At 66.0% G+C, this 16,898-nt stretch carries 13 protein-coding genes; 7 read left to right on the top strand and 6 right to left on the bottom strand.

The annotated features are described in order from the left end of the window. Positions 1 to 15 precede the first annotated feature (15 nt). The 5 genes from def to PQR02_RS33675 form a co-directional block, all read right to left on the bottom strand. The gene (def, locus tag PQR02_RS33695; protein ID WP_408241965.1) at positions 16 to 549 is read right to left on the bottom strand and encodes a peptide deformylase; all 534 of its coding nucleotides are present in this window, start codon (positions 547 to 549) and stop codon (positions 16 to 18) included. Next, positions 546 to 2,612: an NAD-dependent DNA ligase LigA gene (gene ligA / locus PQR02_RS33690; protein WP_408241963.1), complete on the bottom strand. Its 2,067-nt coding sequence runs from the start codon at positions 2,610 to 2,612 to the stop codon at positions 546 to 548. The genes def and ligA overlap by 4 nt, the downstream gene beginning before the upstream one ends. Before the next feature lie 199 nt (positions 2,613 to 2,811). Beyond that, positions 2,812 to 4,131 (bottom strand): cell division protein ZipA C-terminal FtsZ-binding domain-containing protein, encoded by a 1,320-nt coding sequence (locus tag PQR02_RS33685; RefSeq protein WP_408241961.1) that lies wholly within the window; start codon positions 4,129 to 4,131, stop codon positions 2,812 to 2,814. Positions 4,132 to 4,244: 113 nt separating this feature from the next. Continuing rightward, on the bottom strand, positions 4,245 to 7,763 hold the full coding sequence (gene smc / locus PQR02_RS33680; protein WP_408241959.1) for a chromosome segregation protein SMC: 3,519 nt from the start codon (positions 7,761 to 7,763) through the stop codon (positions 4,245 to 4,247). A gap of 158 nt (positions 7,764 to 7,921) precedes the next feature. Beyond that, a complete protein-coding gene (locus tag PQR02_RS33675; RefSeq protein ID WP_408241957.1) occupies positions 7,922 to 8,953 on the bottom strand; it encodes a DMT family transporter in 1,032 nt (343 codons plus the stop codon). Between the two features lie 444 nt (positions 8,954 to 9,397). On the opposite strand from PQR02_RS33675, the gene dapC reads away from it, so the two are divergent. The 6 genes from dapC to cls all read left to right on the top strand — a co-directional run bounded on the left by dapC (position 9,398) and on the right by cls (position 15,931). Then, positions 9,398 to 10,615: a succinyldiaminopimelate transaminase gene (dapC, locus tag PQR02_RS33670; protein ID WP_408241955.1), complete on the top strand. Its 1,218-nt coding sequence runs from the start codon at positions 9,398 to 9,400 to the stop codon at positions 10,613 to 10,615. Positions 10,616 to 10,705: 90 nt separating this feature from the next. Beyond that, positions 10,706 to 11,533, top strand: a complete 828-nt coding sequence (gene dapD, locus PQR02_RS33665; RefSeq protein ID WP_408241953.1) for a 2,3,4,5-tetrahydropyridine-2,6-dicarboxylate N-succinyltransferase — start codon at positions 10,706 to 10,708, stop codon at positions 11,531 to 11,533. Beyond that, positions 11,533 to 11,898: an ArsC family reductase gene (locus PQR02_RS33660; protein ID WP_006053008.1), complete on the top strand. Its 366-nt coding sequence runs from the start codon at positions 11,533 to 11,535 to the stop codon at positions 11,896 to 11,898. The genes dapD and PQR02_RS33660 overlap by 1 nt, the downstream gene beginning before the upstream one ends. Before the next feature lie 196 nt (positions 11,899 to 12,094). Next, positions 12,095 to 13,234, top strand: coding sequence for a succinyl-diaminopimelate desuccinylase (dapE, locus tag PQR02_RS33655; RefSeq protein ID WP_408241951.1), 1,140 nt, complete (start codon positions 12,095 to 12,097; stop codon positions 13,232 to 13,234). A 16-nt stretch (positions 13,235 to 13,250) separates the two neighbouring features. Then, on the top strand, positions 13,251 to 14,135 hold the full coding sequence (gene prmB / locus PQR02_RS33650; RefSeq protein ID WP_408241949.1) for a 50S ribosomal protein L3 N(5)-glutamine methyltransferase: 885 nt from the start codon (positions 13,251 to 13,253) through the stop codon (positions 14,133 to 14,135). Between the two features lie 320 nt (positions 14,136 to 14,455). Beyond that, positions 14,456 to 15,931 (top strand): cardiolipin synthase, encoded by a 1,476-nt coding sequence (cls, locus tag PQR02_RS33645; RefSeq protein ID WP_408241947.1) that lies wholly within the window; start codon positions 14,456 to 14,458, stop codon positions 15,929 to 15,931. Between the two features lie 8 nt (positions 15,932 to 15,939). Here cls and PQR02_RS33640 read toward each other — a convergent pair whose 3' ends face one another. Then, positions 15,940 to 16,419 (bottom strand): glutathione peroxidase, encoded by a 480-nt coding sequence (locus PQR02_RS33640; protein ID WP_408241945.1) that lies wholly within the window; start codon positions 16,417 to 16,419, stop codon positions 15,940 to 15,942. A gap of 136 nt (positions 16,420 to 16,555) precedes the next feature. On the opposite strand from PQR02_RS33640, the gene PQR02_RS33635 reads away from it, so the two are divergent. Then, the coding region (locus PQR02_RS33635) for an ATP-binding cassette domain-containing protein (protein ID WP_408241943.1) at positions 16,556 to 16,898 on the top strand (343 nt) is incomplete at its 3' end.

The raw sequence follows: 16,898 nt of genomic DNA, 5'->3' as shown, positions 1-16,898 counted from the left end.
GTTACAGCAGCAGCCTCAATCGTCGCTATTCGGCTCCATGTCCGGAAACAGCACTTCCGTGAAGCCGAACTTCGCGAAATCGTTGATCCGCATCGGATACAGCTTGCCGATCAGGTGGTCGCACTCGTGCTGCACGACGCGTGCGTGAAAGCCCTCGGCGACCCGGTCGATCGGTTTGCCGTACTGGTCGAAGCCGTGATACTTGATCATCGAAAAGCGGCTCACCGCGCCACGCAGACCCGGCACCGACAGACAACCTTCCCAGCCCTCTTCCATATCGAGCGAGACCGGCGTGATGGTCGGATTGATCAGCACCGTCTCCGGCACCGGCGGTGCGTCCGGGTAGCGCTCGTTCTTGCCGAAGCCGAAGATCACCACCTGCAGATTGACACCGATCTGCGGCGCGGCGAGGCCCGCGCCGTTCGCGTCGTGCATGGTCTCGAACATGTCTTTGACGAGTTCATGTAGTTCAGGCGTGTCGAAGTGATCGACCGGATCGGCAATGCGCAACAGGCGCGGGTTGCCCATCTTGAGAATTTCGCGGATCATGACTGCCCCTCCAGGAGCTTACGCATACCATCTTCGTCGAGTACGGGGATGCCGAGTTCCTCGGCTTTCGCCAACTTGCTGCCGGCTTCCGCGCCTGCGACCACATAGTCCGTTTTTTTCGACACGGACCCCGCCACTTTCGCGCCGGCTGTTTCGAGCATTTCCTTTGCTTCCTCGCGGGCGAGGTTCGGCAAGGTGCCGGTCAATACCACCGTCTTGCCGGCCAGCACGCCTTGCGGCGCCTTCGGCGCGGGCGGCCCTTCGGGCCAGGTGACCTTGCCCGGCGCGCGCAGCTGCTCGATCACCGTGCGGTTCTGCTCTTCGGCGAAGAACTGACGGATCGACTCGGCGACCACCGGCCCTACGTCGTTGACTTCCAGCAAGGCTTCGACCGTGGCGTCCATGATCGGATCCAGCGAGCCGAAGTGCTTGGCCAGATCTTTCGCCGTGGATTCGCCCACGTGGCGGATGCCGAGCGCGTAGATGAAGCGCGCCAGCGTAGTGTGCTTGGCCTTTTCCAGTGAGTCGAGCAGGTTCTGCGCGGACTTTTCTGCGAAGCGGTCGAGTTCGGCGAGCGTCGCGAAGCCGAGGTTGAACAGATCGGCCGGCGTGCGCACCAGATTCTGCTCGACCAGTTGATCGATGATCTTTTCGCCGAGCCCGTCGATATCGAGCGCGCGCCGCTGCGCGAAGTGCCACAGCGCCTGCTTGCGCTGCGCCGGACAAAACAGGCCGCCGGTACAACGCGCGATCGCCTCGTCGGGCAGCCGCTCGATGTTCGATCCGCACACCGGACACTGCGTCGGCATCACGAATTCGCGGGCGTCGGCCGGACGCCGGTCGAGCAGCGCGCTCACCACTTCGGGAATCACGTCACCGGCGCGCCGCACGATCACCGTGTCGCCGATGCGGATATCCTTGCGGCGCACTTCGTCTTCGTTGTGCAGCGTGGCATTCGTGACCGTCGCGCCGCCGACGAACACCGGTTCGAGCCGCGCCACCGGCGTGATCGCGCCGGTGCGGCCGACCTGCACATCGATCGCGACGAGTCTGGTCAGCGCTTCCTGCGCGGGAAATTTATGCGCCAGCGCAAAACGCGGCGCGCGCGACACGAAGCCGAGCGCGTCCTGCTCGTCGCGCTGGTTGACCTTGTAGACCACGCCGTCGATGTCGTACGGCAGCGAATCGCGTTTCTCGCCGACCCCGTGGAAAAAGCCCAGCAAACCTTCGGCGCCCTGCACCACCGCGCGTTCGCTGTTCACAGGCAAGCCGAGGTCCTTGTACCAGTCGAGCAGTTCGCTATGCGTGGCCGGCATCTCCATCCCTTCGAGCACACCGATGCCATACGCGAAAAACGACAGCGGCCGCTGCGCGGTGATCTTCGAATCGAGCTGCCGCAAGCTGCCCGCCGCCGCATTGCGCGGATTGGCGAATTCCTTTTGCGCGGCGGCGCGCTGGCGTTCGTTCAGGCGCTCGAAGTCGCGCTTGAACATCAGCACTTCGCCGCGCACGTCGAGCACCCGCGGCACGCGCTTGCCTTTGAGCTTGAGCGGAATCGAGCGGATCGTGCGGACGTTTTCGGTGACGTTCTCGCCGGTGGTGCCGTCGCCGCGCGTGGACGCCTGGACGAACGCGCCGTCGACGTAGCGCAGCGAGATCGCGAGGCCGTCGAACTTCAGCTCAGCCGCGTAATCGACCCGCACCGGCGGTTCGCTCGCGTTCTTGCCGAGCGCGTCGCCCACGCGTTTGTCGAATGCGACGATGTCTTCGTCGGCGAAACCGTTGTTCAGGGACAGCATGGGCTGGTCGTGCACGACCGGCTCGAAACCGCTCGCCGCCGCGCCGCCCACGCGCTGGGTCGGCGAGTCCGGCACGATCAGATCGGGATGCTCAGACTCGATGCTCTCCAGTTCCTTGAACAGCTTGTCGTATTCCGCGTCCGGCAGGTCGGGCTGGTCGAGCACGTAGTACGCGTAGTTCGCGCGTTCGAGTTCCGCGCGCAGCCACGCGGCCCGTTCGGCCGGAGCGCTGCTTGCTGGGGAAGAGGCGGGAGTTCGGGACATGCTGTCGGACGGCTCGTCAGGGAAATTCAGACATTGGATTATCGCAGGAAGCGTGCCCCTTTACATCGTCCGAATGGCCAGCGTTCAAGGTCACCTCCGCGCGTTCGCCAGCGGTTCGAAGCGGCGCGCACATGCGCCGCCGCAAACGACAACGGCCGCACATCGTGCGGCCGTCGGGCACCTCGAAGAACCGTGCGGCTTACTGGCTGAACAGACGCCGCGTGGCAGGTGAACCCGCAGGAATACCCGCCTGTTCGAGCTTCGCGTAAAGCGTCATCAGCTGTTTCTCGATGGCGAGCAACGCGGTCTCCGGCAAGGGACGGCGGCCATCGTCGACCACCCGCCCGCCGATGCGCTCGGCCAACGATTTCGCGTAGTCGCACATTAGCCGGAACGGCAGGATGTCTTCGTCGGCGACCGGCACGTCGAGCACCAGCGTGATCATCTGGCCGCCCTTGTACGTGAGGTCGTCGCGCAGGAAGTTGGTGTCGCCGAATTGCAGCATGAACACCGGGCTCTGGCGCGAGTCGAGCTTGACGAAACGCGTGCCGTCGCGCGACAGCAGCAGGCCGTCCTGCGACGCCACCGCCTGCACGTAGTTGGCCGACCACGGCGCGCCGTCCGACAGCACGTTGATCGACAGCTGCGCGTCGCATTGCGCGGCGAAACCGTCGAGCTCGCGCGCCATCGCGACTGTTTCGAGCATGTCGGGAAATTCCGGCGCCGCGTCGAGCGCGTCGGCAAACTGCTGCACGCCGGTGACGAACTCCGAGAACTCCAGTTCGTTCAGCGCACCGCTGCGGTTGGCCAGTTGCGCGGCCGCGCGCAGCTCTTCATAGCGCGCGCCGTTTTGCAACAGCTCCCATGGACCGCCTTCGGGCTTGCCTTCGATATGCACCGGCTTACTGCCGGCGCGGCGCAGACGCTGCGCGAGCGGCAGCACCTTGTCGCCGGCCACCGGGCCGTTCAGGCGAAGCGGCACGATGCAGTCGATGCGCCGATCGACGATCGCTGGCGGCGCCGACGAGATCGTCGTAGCGGCGGGCAGAATCGGCTCGACCGGTTCGTCTGGTGCTTTGGCGTCGCGAGCGGCTTGCGCGGGCCACGCGGCCTCGCCGGCTTCTGCGGGATGCACGCCCTCGCCTTCAGCCTCGGCCACGCCCTCGGCTTCCGGCAAACCGTTCGGCGTGATCGTCTCGGCCTGAATATCGGCCGGTGTGTCGAGCGGCGCAACGGGCACGCCCGGGCTCCCGCCAAAAGTCGGCTCGACGCGCGCCGCGGTCGTTTCCGCCGACGTGTCGGGACCCACCACTGGTTCACGGCGCGTGGTCGGCCGGGCCGGTTCGATGAACGGGCTCTGCTCCTCCTGATCGTCCCGCGCGAAGCTTTCGGCGGTCTCGGCCGGCATCGGCCGCGGCATCTTGCGACGCACTTTCGCCCCCTGCCACGCGTTGTATACGACCACGCCCCCGACCACCACGGCACCCGCGCCGATCAAACCGAGTGTCAACTCGTCCATGCATGCTCCATCAGCAATTCTTCTATCCGCGCGGCTTGTGCGCCCGCTCCACGTATCGCGCGGCCTTCCATTCAAGCCGCTGCGCTGAACGCGGACGCCCGCGAAGGCTTAAGTTAAACGATATTCTGGGCGAAACCGGCCGCCGTTTCCATGTCGACCGCCACGATGCGCGACACACCCTGCTCCTGCATGGTCACGCCGATCAGCTGCTGCGCCATTTCCATCGCGATCTTGTTGTGCGAAATGAACAGGAACTGGGTTTTGTCGGACATCGCCCGCACCAGGTTCGCGAAACGTTCGGTGTTGGCGTCGTCGAGCGGCGCGTCCACTTCGTCGAGCAGACAGAACGGCGCCGGATTCAGCTGGAACATCGCGAACACCAGCGCGGTCGCGGTCAGCGCTTTCTCGCCGCCCGACAGCAGATGGATCGTCGAATTCTTCTTGCCCGGCGGCTGCGCCATCACCTGTACGCCGGCGTCGAGAATCTCGTCGCCGGTCATGATCAGCTTCGCCTGGCCGCCGCCGAACAGGCGCGGGAACAGCTCGCCGAAATGACGGTTCACTTCGTCGAAGGTGCCTTGCAGCAGCGTGCGCGTTTCGCCGTCGATCTTGCGGATCGCGTCTTCGAGCGTTTCGATCGCGCTGCCCAGGTCGGCCGATTGCGAGTCGAGGAACGCCTTGCGCTCGGTCGCGGCCTTCAGCTCATCGAGCGCGGCCATATTGACCGGGCCGAGCGCGGTGATCGCGTTGCTGATGCGCGTGACTTCGCCTTGCAGGTACGACGGCTTCATGTCCGGCGTGAGCTTGGCTTGCAGCTCGGCCTCGTCGACGCCCGCCGCCGCGAGTTGCTCGATGAACTGCTCGCCGTTCAGGCGCGCGGCCTGCTCCTTCAGCTGCAATTCGTTGATGCGGTCGCGCAGCGGTTGTAGCGCGCGCTCGGCGGTGAGGCGGGTCTCGTCGGCGGAGCGCAGCTTGGCGGTCAGATCGTCGAGTTCGAGACGCGCGGCGTGCAGCGCCTCTTCCTTGACCGAACGGATGTCGAGCGCGTCCTGCAAACCGGTGTGCGCGGTCTGCTGGTTGATCGTTTCCATCTCGGCGCGCGCGTCTTCCAGCGACACCGCGACGCGCTCGCTCTGCTCGTGCGCGACCTGGATGCTGCGCTTCAATTCGTCGATGCGGTTGGCCATGTTGCGCGCGGCAAAGCGCGCGTCGGTGGCGACGCGGTCGAGGTCGCGCGCCTGGCCGCGTGCAGTGGTCAGTTCTTCGTCGAGCGCTTCGAAGGCCATCTGGTGATCTTCGAAACGCGCCTGCAATTCCGCGAGTTCGGCGTCGTGCCGCTCGAAGTTCGCTTCCGACTCCGTACGCATCGCGCGCTGTTCTTCGATCTGCGCGGTGATCTCTTCGAGTTCCTCGCGAATCTGCGTGCTGCGCTGGGTGTAACGCTCGTGCGCCTGCGTGAGCTTGAGCACATCCATCTGCAACGCGTGCACCCACTGCGTGGCGCGCTCGGCCTGCTGACGCACGTCGGTCAGCGCTTGCGCGCCTTGCGTGTGGGCGGCTTCGGCCCGGATCGCGGCGGCTTTCGCCTCGTCGGCGAGCAAGGCCTGCGCGCGCACCTGGCGCGCGAGATTCTCGATTTCCTGCTGGCGGGCCAGCATGCCGGCCTGCTCGGAATCGGCGGCATACAACTGCACGCCGACGCGCGTCACCACGTGACCCGCCTTCACGACGAACGAACCGCCTTCCGGCAATTGCGAGCGCATGCCGAGCGCCTGCTGCAGGTCATCGGCGACGAACGCGAGGCCGAGCCAGTCGTTCAGCACCGCGCGAATGCCCGCGTCGTCGATACGCACCAGCGACAGCAAAGGCCGCAACGCGGGCGACGTGGCGGCCGGCTGACCGGCGACGGGCGGCGCGTAGAACGCGAGCTTGGCGGGCGGCGCGTCGGTGGCGAAGGCCTTGACCCAGTCGAGGTTCGACACTTCCAGCGCGGCGAGGCGCTCGCGCAGCACCGCTTCGAGCGCGGTTTCCCAGCCGGCTTCGACGTGCAGCTTCTTCCACAGACGCGGCAGGCCACCCAGTTCGTGCTTTTCGAGCCACGGCTGGATCTTGCCTTCGGTCTGGACGTTTTCCTGCAACTGCTTGAGGGCGGCCAGGCGCGCGTCGAGCTGATGAATCTGGGCGCCTTCGGCCTGCACGCGCTCCTGCGCGGCGCGGCGTTCGCCGTCGAGGCGCGGCAGCGTTTCCTGCGCGTCCGCGAGACGCGCTTGCGCGTCGTGCAGAATTTCTTCGTGCTCGGCGAGCTGCGTGCGCAGGTCTTCGAGCTGCGCTTCGTCTGGAGCGTCGAGACCGCCCTTTTCCGCCTTCAGCCGCTCGTGACGTTGCTGCAACTGCTGCAATTGCTGATCCGCGTTGCGCTGATGCGCGGCTTCGAGCTTGAGCGCCTGCTCGGTCTGCGCGATGCCGCCGCGCTCCGCGTTCAGCTCCGTCTGCGCATCGCGCCAGCGCGCTTCGAGCGCGGGCATCGCGTCGTGCTTCGCGGCGGCTTCGTCTTCGGCGAGCGCGGCTTTTTCTTCGGCGACGGCCAGCTGTTCTTCAGCGTCCTCGATATCGCCCTGCGCCTTTTCGGCTTGCGACTGCCACTGCTCGCGCTGCGCGCTCAGCGCGGCGATCTGCGCCTGCACACGGTTGCGCGATTCGACGATGAACTTGATCTCGGCTTCGAGCCGGCTGACTTCCGCGTTCGCTTCGTACAGCGCGCCTTGTGCGCCCTGCATCGCGTCGCTCGCGGAATAATGCGCGACCCGCAGCGTTTCGAGTTGCGCTTCGACTTCGCGCAGCTTCGCGGTTTGCGCTTCGAGGTCGATCTGCGCCTGCTCGATCGCGCGCTGCTGGCGCTCCCGCTCGCTGCCGGCTTCGTTCTTGCGCAACAGCCACAACAGACGCTGCTTCTCTTCGCCGTCGCTCTGCAGTTCCTTGTAGCGCGTGGCGACCACGGCCTGCCCTTCGAGCTTCTCGAGGTTGGCCCCCAGTTCGCGGACGATGTCCTCGACCCGAATCAGATTCTCGCGCGTGTCGTGCAGACGGCTCTCTGTTTCGCGGCGGCGTTCCTTGTACTTCGACACGCCGGCGGCTTCTTCGAGGAACACCCGCAGTTCTTCCGGCTTCGCCTCGATCAGCCGCGCGATCATGCCCTGCCCGATGATCGCGTAGGCGCGCGGCCCGAGGCCGGTGCCGAGGAAGATGTCCTGGATGTCGCGGCGGCGCGCCGGCAGATTGTTGATGTAGTAGCTCGAGGTGCCGTCGCGCGTGAGTACGCGCTTGACGGCGATTTCGGCATATTGGCCCCACTGGCCGGCGGCGCGGCCGTCGGCATTGTCGAACACCAGTTCGACGCTGGCGCGGCTACCCGGCTTGCGCGCGGTCGAGCCATTGAAGATCACGTCCTGCATCGACTCGCCGCGCAGCTCGGAGGCGCGCGATTCGCCGAGCACCCAGCGCACGGCGTCGATGATGTTGGACTTGCCGCACCCGTTCGGTCCGACCACGCCGACTAGCTGGCCCGGGACCTGGAAATGCGTGGGATCGACGAATGACTTGAAGCCAGCGAGTTTGATCGAGGTCAGACGCACGGCGATTTCGCTGTTTGAAAAGGGAAAATAATAGGTGGCTCGTGAAGGCCGCGCGAAGCGTTCGCCGATGCAGCGAAACGGCCCGCGAACCCCGCAAACCCTCGGAACATGGGCGCCGGCTGCACACGCTCACGCATGCGTCGGCTAATGAGGGGCAATCATACCATCGCACGTGGACGATTCTTACCGCCCTTACGGTCGTTTCGGCCGGTGCCGCCGGTGCCACCGTTGCCACTGTTATTGCCGGGCGCGGGCTCGCCCGCGGCGCTCACGTCCTCCGTGGATGGATCGGGCGGCAAGACTTTACTCCGGTGCACCCAGCTGGATAGCGCCGAGGCCAGCACGATGCACATGCCGCCGGCCCATTCGCGCGGGCCCGGGGTCTCACCGGCGAACAGCCACGCGGACAACGCGGTGACCACGATCTCGAACAGCATGATGATCGACGCCCGGTTGGCCGGCACCCGCGCGAGGCCGTACTGCACCAGCATATTGTTCGACGCCAGCAGCAGTCCGAGACCGAGCACGAGCAGCGCGGCGGTGCCGAGATGCGCGCCGGAGGGCGGCGCGGGCATCGCTTCGAACAGCGACGCGCACGCGCTGAAGATCGCCGCGCCGCCGAAGATCACCGCGGTGCGCATTTCCGGCTTCATGTCCGGCAGCACGCGGCTCGTCTTGAGGATCAGCACGTTGCTCATCGCGAAGCCCATGCCGCCCGCGAGGCCCGCCCATTCGGCGAGATTGCCGGGCACGGGAATGCCGAGCTGGGGAGACCACAGCATGGTCATCGCGCCGGCCAGCGACAGCGCCGCGAGCGCGGCGCCCGACCAGGTCAGCCGTTCATGCAGGATGAAGTGAGCAAACAGCGCGGTCCATGCGGGGGTGAGATAGAACAGCAACAGCACGCGCATCACCTGGCCGTGGATCGAGCCCCACACGAAGCCGAGGTTGGTGATGCCCGCTGCCAGCGCGAGCGCCGGCAGCAGCCAGTGCCAGCTCACGGTCTTGAGCGCGCGGCGGCGCACCAGCAGCACGAACAGACAGCCGGCGCCGCTCGTCAGCGCGCTGGCCGCGGTGCCGGTGACGCCGAGGGCCGCCAGCATGCGCAGCGGATACCAGATCATTCCCCATACCGAGGCGCCCAGCATGATCGCGAGCGTCGGCCAGCCGTTGCGAAGCCAGTTGTTCATCGCGCGGCGCTCCTCGCGCAGTGGCGCGCGGGATGGCTGGCGATGTGGTTCGCGGGGGTGTTGGCGGTGTGGCTTGCGACGCTATTTGCGATGTTGTCGGCGTCGCGGGCCGCGGCGGGCTCGCGCCCGCTTTGTCCAACTGTCTCCGGGACTGCTGCGTACATTGCTGCTCCTGCCGGTTTTTTTCGCGAACCGTGCGCGGTTCGCGTCGTTCCCGCTGCAACGCTTTCCATGCGCCGCCTGGCGGGTTGCGCCGTTGCCTGACGGCGCGCTGTGTCTTTCCTGTGGGTCCTTCAGTTGCGGCGCGGCACGCTATAATCATCCGCTTGCCGCCGTTGCCGGCCGGTCTTTCGAGCGCATTCGACGCGCTGTGCCGCCGGCGCGCGTGCCGCGCTTCTTCCAGCATCCGTCTGCGCCCATCTTCGATCAGGCTCGATTCGCCCCGTGAACCCGCTACTCGATTCCCTCCAGCCCTACCCGTTCGAAAAGCTGCGCGTGCTTTTCGAGAACGTCACCCCGCCGGCCGGCCTCTCGCCTATCAGCTTCGGCATCGGCGAGCCGAAACATCCGACGCCGCCACTGATTCGCGACGCCGTGATCGCGTCGCTCGGCGGCCTCGCCACATATCCGGCCACGCTCGGCACTCCGGCGCTGCGCGAATCGATTGCGCAGTGGGTCAAGCAGCGCTACGGCCTGCCGTCCATCGATCCGGCCACCGAGGTGCTGCCGGTCGCGGGCTCGCGCGAGGCGCTGTTCGCGCTCGCGCAGACGGTGCTGAACCCGCAGCGCAACGCGGGCAGCGAGCCTGCGATCGTACTCTGTCCGAACCCGTTCTACCAAATCTACGAAGGCGCGGCGCTGCTCGGCGGCGCGCAGCCGTACTTCGTCAATAGCGACCCGGCGCGCAACTTCGCGTGCGACTACGCGGCGGTGCCGGCCGACATCTGGGCCCGCACGCAACTGCTGTACGTCTGCTCGCCGGGCAACCCGACCGGCGCGGTGCTCACGCTCGACGACTGGCGCGAGCTGTTCGCGCTGTCGGACCGCTACGGCTTCGTGATCGCATCGGACGAGTGCTACTCCGAGATCTATTTCGACGAAGCGAATCCCCCGCTCGGCGGCCTCGAAGCCGCGCACAAGCTGGGCCGCGGCTTCGAGCGGCTGGTCATGCTGTCGAGCCTGTCCAAGCGCTCGAACGTGCCGGGCATGCGCTCGGGCTTCGTCGCCGGCGACCCGGCGATCCTCAAGGCCTTCCTGCTCTACCGCACCTACCACGGCGCGGCGTTGTCGACGGTGTTCCAGAGCGCCAGCATCGCGGCCTGGAACGACGAAACGCATGTGCGCCAGAACCGCGCGAAGTACCTGCGGAAGTTCTCCACCGTCACGCCGATGCTCGCCGGCGTGCTCGACGTGCGCCTGCCCGACGCCGCGTTCTACCTGTGGGCGAACGTCGCGCGCACCGGCCTCACGGACACCGAGTTCGCCCAGCGCCTGCGCGCCGACTATAATGTGACGGTTCTGCCGGGCTCGTTCCTCGCGCGTACCGCGCACGGCGTGAACCCCGGCCGCAATTTCGTGCGCCTCGCGCTGGTCGCCGACGTCGACGAATGCACCGAGGGCGCGCAGCGAATCGTCGATTTTTGCCACGCGCTCGCGGGCTGAGACCGGCGAGGTCGTTTCGCAAGTTTCAGGCGAACGCCCCGCGCGCAGCATCCCCTTCTTCAGACTTCTACTCTTCAGAAAAGCACGCATATGTCGCAACAACTTCAGCAGATCATTGACACCGCCTGGGAAAACCGCGCCGACCTGTCGCCGAAAGCCGCTCCGGCCGAAGTGCGCGAAGCGGTCGCCCACGCCATCGAGCAACTGGACAAGGGCGCGCTGCGCGTCGCCGAAAAGAAGGACGGCGACTGGGTCGTCAACCAATGGCTGAAGAAAGCCGTGCTGCTGTCTTTCCGCCTCGAAGACAACGCGCCGATGCCGGCCGGCGGCTACTCGCAGTTCTACGACAAGGTGCCGTCGAAGTTCGCCAACTACACCGCTGAAGACTTCGCCGCCGGCGGCTTCCGGGTGGTGCCGCCCGCGATCGCGCGGCGCGGTTCGTTCATCGCGAAGAACGTCGTGCTGATGCCCTCGTACACCAACATCGGCGCTTATGTGGACGAAGGCACGATGGTCGACACATGGGCCACCGTCGGTTCGTGCGCGCAGATCGGCAAGAACGTGCACCTGTCGGGCGGCGTGGGCATTGGCGGCGTGCTGGAGCCGCTGCAGGCCAACCCGGTCATCATCGAAGACAACTGCTTCATCGGCGCGCGTTCGGAAGTGGTCGAAGGCGTGATCGTCGAGGAGAACTCGGTGATCTCGATGGGCGTGTACCTCGGCCAGAGCACCAGGATTTACGACCGCGAAACCGGCAAAGTCACGTACGGCCGCATTCCGGCGGGCTCGGTGGTGGTGGCGGGCAACCTGCCGTCGAAGGACGGCTCGCACAGCCTGTACTGCGCAGTGATCGTCAAGAAGGTCGACGCGAAGACCCGCGCGAAGGTCGGCCTGAACGAGCTGCTGCGAGGCGATTGATGGCGCGCGGCACCAAAACCGTCGTCTACGGCATCCCGAACTGCGACACCGTGAAGAAAGCCCGCGTGTGGCTGGAAGAGCATGGTGTCGAGTTCGAGTTTCACGACTTCAAGAAGGCCGGCGTGACCGAGCCGCTCGTGCAGGACTGGCTGAAGGACGTGAAGCTCGACGCGTTGCTGAACCGCCGCGGCACCACGTGGCGCGGTCTGTCCGACGACATGAAGGCGGCCGCCGACACACAGCCGGGCGCGATCGCGTTGATGATCCACAAGCCGTCGGTGATCAAGCGTCCGGTGCTGGTGGTCAACGGGCGGGTCAAGTCGCTCGGTTTTTCCGCGGACGAATACGCGGCGCTGTTTGCGTGAATCCGCGCGCGGGGCTCAATGGCAACGCCGCGTCGCAGGTGTCGCCAGTTTTGCCAGCGGCCCACGTGCCGGGACCAGACGCAACCAGCAGTAAGCGTCAGCGCGGCCTCGCCGCGGGCATCAAAAGCTGTTGCCGGCTGCGGTGTTCAACCGCCAGCCGGCATTTTTTCATTTCAAAGTGGCTTGTACTGAATCCATGTCCGGCACCCTCGCCCTTACCGAACAACTGATCTCGCGCGCGTCCGTCACGCCCGACGACCAGCATTGCCAGCGCCTCCTGATCGAACGTCTGTCCGCGCTCGGCTTCGAGCACGAGACGATCGAATCGAACGGCGTGACCAACCTGTGGGCCGTCAAACGCGGCGTCGACGGCACGCGCGGCAAGCTGCTCGCGTTCGCCGGCCATACCGACGTGGTGCCGACCGGCCCGCTCGAACAATGGCATTCGGCGCCGTTCGAGCCCACCCAGCGCGACGGCAAGCTGTACGGCCGCGGCGCGGCGGACATGAAGGCGTCGATCGCCGGCTTCGTGGTGGCGAGCGAGGAATTCGTCGCCGCGCACCCCGCGCATCGCGGCTCGATCGCTTTCCTGATCACGAGCGACGAAGAAGGCCCGGCCACCGACGGCACCGTCAAGGTGGTCGAAGCGTTGCAGGCGCGCGGCGAGCGCATGGACTACTGCATCGTCGGCGAGCCGACTTCGAGCGCGCAGTTCGGCGACATGGTGAAGAACGGCCGGCGCGGCTCGATGTCGGGCAAGCTGATCGTCAAGGGCGTGCAAGGCCACATCGCGTATCCGCATCTGGCGAAGAATCCGGTGCACCTGCTCGCGCCCGCGCTGGCCGAGCTGGTCGCGCAACGCTGGGACGACGGCAACGAATACTTCCCGCCCACCACATGGCAAGTGTCGAACATTCACGCCGGCAGCGGCGCGAGCAACGTGATTGCGGGCCACGCGGACGTGATGTTCAACTTCCGTTTCTCGACGGCCAGCACGGTGGAAGGTTTGCAGGCGCGCGTGCATGCGATCCTCGACAAACACGGGCTCGAGTACGATCTGCAGTGGACCGTGAGCGGCCTGCCGTTCCTGACGCCGCGCGGCGATCTGTCGAACGCGCTCGCGCAGGCGATCAAGGACGAGACCGGCGTCACCACCGAACTGTCGACCACCGGCGGCACGTCGGACGGCCGCTTCATTGCGCGCATCTGTAAGCAGGTGATCGAATTCGGCCCGCTGAACGCCAGCATTCACAAGATCGACGAACATATCGAAGTCGCACACATCGAGCCGCTGAAGAACGTGTACCGCCGCGTGCTCGAACAATTGATCGCCTGACCAAGGACTATTTGCGATGACGCTCCCGTTTTGCACCGTTCGCGACCTGCTGCGTTTTGCGGTGTCGCGCTTCAACCAGGCCGAACTGTCGTTTGGCCACGGCTCGGCCAACGCCTACGACGAAGCCGCCTATCTGATCCTGCATACGCTGCATCTGCCGCTCGATCTGCTGGAGCCGTTCCTCGACGCGCGCCTCGCCGCGGCCGAGATCGACGCCGTGCTGAACGTGATCGAGCGGCGCGCCGCCGAACGCGTGCCGGCCGCGTACATCACGCAGGAAGCGTGGATGCACGGCTTCCGCTTTCACGTGGACGAGCGCGTGATTGTGCCGCGGTCGTTCATCGGCGAACTGCTGCAGGACGGCTTGCAGCCCTACGTGGAAGACCCCGAGCAGGTGAGCGCCGTGCTGGAGCTGTGCACCGGCTCCGGCTGCCTCGCGATTCTCGCGGCGCACGCGTTCCCGAACGCGGATATCGACGCCGTGGACCTGTCGGCGCCCGCGCTCGAAGTGGCCACGCGCAACGTGACGGACTACAAGCTCGAGGAACGCATCGCACTGTTCGAAGGCGATCTGTATGCGCCGCTCGCCGAGCGCCGCTACGACGTGATCATCAGCAATCCGCCTTACGTGAACGCGGCCTCGATGCTGGAACTGCCCGCCGAATACAAACACGAGCCGGACATGGCGCTGGCGGGCGGTGCCGACGGCATGGACGTCGTGCGCCGGATCATCGCCGACGCGCGCAACTGGCTGACGGAAAACGGCGTGCTGGTGGTCGAGATCGGCAATGAGCGCGCGCATGTGGAGGCGGCGTTCGGCGGGCTCGATCTGGTTTGGCTGTCGACCAGCGCGGGTGATGACAACGTGTTCCTGATTCAGGCGGCTGATCTGCCGGTTTGATCTTTTGCTGTATGACGTAGTGCGCGCGTCGGGTAGGTGAAGGCGTCGCGCGGGTTGCGTCTGAGCGCGCTTTCGACGCGGGTCGGCTACGCGCAGCTGTTTGAAGGCGCTGGGTTTTAATGTGGACAAGCGCCTGGCTCTGCGCTGCTCGCGGCGTGGTAATTGAAGCTGCTGAAGCTCCGCGTTCGAGGCGCTGCGTTGCATGAGTCCGTGCCGCTCCAGCCTGCGCTTTCGAGCCCGCGGCCCTCGACTCCCGTGCGCCAGTCAGACACCCGCACCCGTTTCTAAAGCGCTGCGCTTCGCCAACACTTCGCGAGCTTATGCCATTCGACCTGCTTCACGTCGGCCCGCTGGTCGCCCTCGCCCACATCCTCGGCGTGATCGCAGCGTGCCACGCGATTCTCAACACCCGCACTTCGCAAGGCGCAATCGCGTGGGCCGTGTCGCTGGTCGCGATGCCCTACCTGACGCTGGTGCCCTATCTGTTCCTCGGCCGCAGCAAGTTCGCCGGCTACGCGGACGCGCGCCGCGTCGAAAACGAACTGCTGCGCACTCGCGCGCATCCGCTGGAATGGGACACCCACGCGTCGTCGGCAGGGCTGCCCACGCAGCAGCTCGGTGTGAGGCTCGTGCACTCGCTCACGCGTCTGGGCGGCATGCCGTTCCTGCCGGGCAACGCCGTGCGCACGCTCGTGAATGGCGCAGCGACCTTCGAGGCCATCTTCGACGCGATCGAGAACGCCCGCCGCTACGTGATCGTGCAGTTTTTCATCGTGCGCGACGATGCGCTCGGCGAGATGTTCAAAGACGCGCTGATCGCCAAGGCGCAGCAAGGCGTGCGTGTGTATTTCCTGTACGACAGCATCGGCAGCTTCGATCTGCCGCACCGCTACGTCGCGGCGCTGCGCGCGGGCGGAGTGGAGATGCATCCGTTCGCCACCAATCGGCGTTTCGTGAACCGGCTGCAACTGAACTTTCGCAATCACCGCAAGATCGTGTCGGTGGATGGCGAACGCGCGTTTGTCGGCGGCCATAACGTCGGCGTCGAATATCTCGGCGGCAGGCCGCCGCTGTCCCCGTGGCGCGATACGCACATCGAGGTGCGCGGCCCGGCGGTCGCCAGCATCCAGTTCGTGTTCACCGAAGACTGGCACTGGGCCACGCAGCAGTTGCCCGAATTCGACATGCCGCCCGCCGCGCCGACCCATCAACCGAACGAAAAGCCGGACGACCAGCCGCACGGCGATGGCATGCACTGCCTCGTCATGCCGAGCGGCCCCGCCGACACACAGGAGACCTGTTCGCTCTTTTTCGTCGAAACGATCAACGCGGCACGCGAGCGGATCTGGATCACCACGCCCTACCTCGTGCCCGACGAGGCGGTATTTTCGGCGCTGCGGCTCGCGGTGCTGCGCGGCGTCGACGTGCGCATCCTGATTCCGAGCCGGCGCGATCACCGGGTGGTGTTCGCCGCCTCGAAGCTCTATGCGTACGACTCGCTGCGCGCGGGTATCCGGATCTTCCGCTACCAGCCGGGCTTCCTGCATCAAAAGGTCGTGCTGATCGACAGTGTGGCGGCCGCGATCGGCAGCGCCAATCTCGACAACCGCTCGTTCCGGCTGAACTTCGAGATCATGGTGCTGACCGTGGACCGCGGCTTTGCGCGGGAAGTAGAAACAATGCTGCTGAACGATTTCGCCGAGTCACGCGAAATCGACCGCAACGAGTACCGTCAGGCCAGCGCGCTGCGGCGTGTGCTGATGCACGTGGCGCGGCTCTTCTCGCCGATCCTGTAGGGCTTGCGTCACAGCAGCTTTTCGATATCCTCGGTGATCGCCTCGGGCTTGGTCAGCGGCGCATAGCGCTTGACGACGTTGCCGTCGCGGCTGATCAGAAACTTGGTGAAATTCCACTTGATCGCCTCGAGGCCCAGCAGGCCGGGCGCCTCGCCCGTCAGATAGCGGAACAGCGGATGCGCGTTCGGCCCGTTCACGTCGATCTTGTCGAACATCGGGAAAGTCACGCCGTAATTCTGTTCGCAGAAGCTGCCGATCTGCGCAGCGTCGCCCGGCTCCTGTTTGCCGAACTGGTTGCATGGGAAGCCGAGTACCGCGAGCCCGCGCGCCGCGTAGGTGTCGAACAGCTTCTGCAGGCCCGCGTACTGCGGCGTGAAGCCGCATTCGCTCGCCGTGTTGACGATCAGCAGAACCTTGCCTTGATACGGCGCGAGACTCACCTGCTCGCCCCCAAGCGTGTGTGCCGAAAACGAATAAATCGATGTCATGTGTGCTCCCCCGTGAAAGCCGTCAGTCTATGCCAAAAGCCGCGGCAGAACATTCGGCCGGATGGCCGATCCCCACTGAGCGCCCGGTGCCCGGCCGGGCAGTCTAAAATAGCGGTTTTCCTCAGCCGGCCTCTCCGTGATCCGCTTTAATCAGTTCAGTCTCGCGCGCGGCACCAAGCCGCTCTTCGACAACACCACCTTCACCCTGAACCCCGGCGAAAAGGCCGGCCTCGTGGGGGCGAACGGCGCGGGCAAGTCGACGCTGTTTGCCGTGCTGCTCGGCGAACTGCATGCGGACGGCGGCGACTTTGCCATTCCGCCCACGTGGCGCATCGCCCATGTCGCGCAGGAAACGCCCGCCGCGGACAAGACCGCGCTCGACTACACGCTCGACGGCGACGCCGCATTGCGCGCGATCGAAGCGCGCATCGCCGCGGCTTCGGGCCCGCCCCCCCGGGCGGGCGCCGGGGGGGGGCCCC

Source organism: Paraburkholderia sediminicola (assembly GCF_046026895.1).
In the GTDB taxonomy this organism is placed as follows: Bacteria; Pseudomonadota; Gammaproteobacteria; order Burkholderiales; family Burkholderiaceae; genus Paraburkholderia; species Paraburkholderia sediminicola_C.
Note: the sequence above shows the minus strand (reverse complement) of the source record. Positions and strands in the feature narration are given on the sequence as shown.